This window comes from Arthrobacter sp. E44 (assembly GCF_041877125.1).
In the GTDB taxonomy this organism is placed as follows: Bacteria; Actinomycetota; Actinomycetes; order Actinomycetales; family Micrococcaceae; genus Arthrobacter.
The window spans coordinates 1-1014 of record NZ_JBHDJA010000064.1 but is presented as its reverse complement, the minus strand read 5'-3'; the positions used below and the strand labels follow the sequence as shown (position 1 = coordinate 1014).

Below are 1014 nucleotides of genomic sequence, written 5' to 3'. Positions count from 1 at the left end.
TGTATTGACCACGGAGGTTAGGAACATGCGGCGTGGTTAGGTGACAAAAAGAAGACCTCCAAGTGGAGTGGGGCTTGTCTAAGAGTCCGATCCACAAGGAGGTCTTCAATGTCCCATGCTAACGCGCTTCTGACGCCGAAGGGACGGCTCCGGCTGGCCCGGTGCATCGTCGATGACGGGTGGCCGCTGCGCCGTGCTGCTGAGCGGTTCCAGGTGTCGGTGACGACCGCAGCGCGGTGGGCGGCCCGTTACCGGGAGCACGGGGAGCACGGGACGGGTGATCGTTCCAGCCGGCCCATCAACTCCCCGCGTCGGACCTCCACGCGGCGGGAGCGGCGGATCGTCGCGATCAGAGTCAACCGGCGCTGGGGCCCGGCACGGATCGGCTATCTGCTGGGCATTCACCCCTCCACGGTGCACCGGGTGCTGTCCCGGTTTGGGCTGGCGAGGCTGGCGTGGATGGACCGGGCCACGGGCCGGGTGATTCGCCGGTACGAGCACCACAGCCCCGGGGACCTGGTCCACGTCGACATCAAGAAACTTGGACGGATCCCTGACGGCGGCGGACACCGCAGTGTCGGCAGGGCCGCCGGAAACCGGAACAAGACCGGTACCGCGGCGAACCGGAGACCGGGTCACGCCTTCTTGCACAACGCCGTCGATGATCACTCCAGGCTCGCCTACACGGAGATCCTGACCGATGAGAAAAAGGACACTGCGGCCGGATTCTGGGAACGCGCCAATGCCTACTTCGAGTCCCACGGGATCACTGTCAAACGGGTCCTGACCGATAACGGATCCTGCTACCGCTCCTACGCATTCAAAGACGCTCTGGGCCCGGACATCAAGCACAAACGCACCCGCCCCTACAGGCCTCAGACAAACGGCAAAGTCGAGCGCTACAACCGCACCATGCTCGACGAATGGGCCTACGCCCGTCCCTACGCCTCCGAGGCCGAGCGTGTTGCCGCTTTCGCCGACTGGCTCCATCATTACAATCATCATCGAGGCCAC

Annotated in this window: 1 protein-coding gene; it reads left to right on the top strand. The window is 64.4% G+C overall.

Going from position 1 to position 1014, the window contains the following annotated elements; genetic code table 11:
• Positions 1 to 108 precede the first annotated feature (108 nt).
• Positions 109 to 1014 (top strand): IS481 family transposase (locus tag ACETK3_RS21330; protein WP_373993596.1); only part of this gene is annotated, 906 nt, incomplete at its 3' end.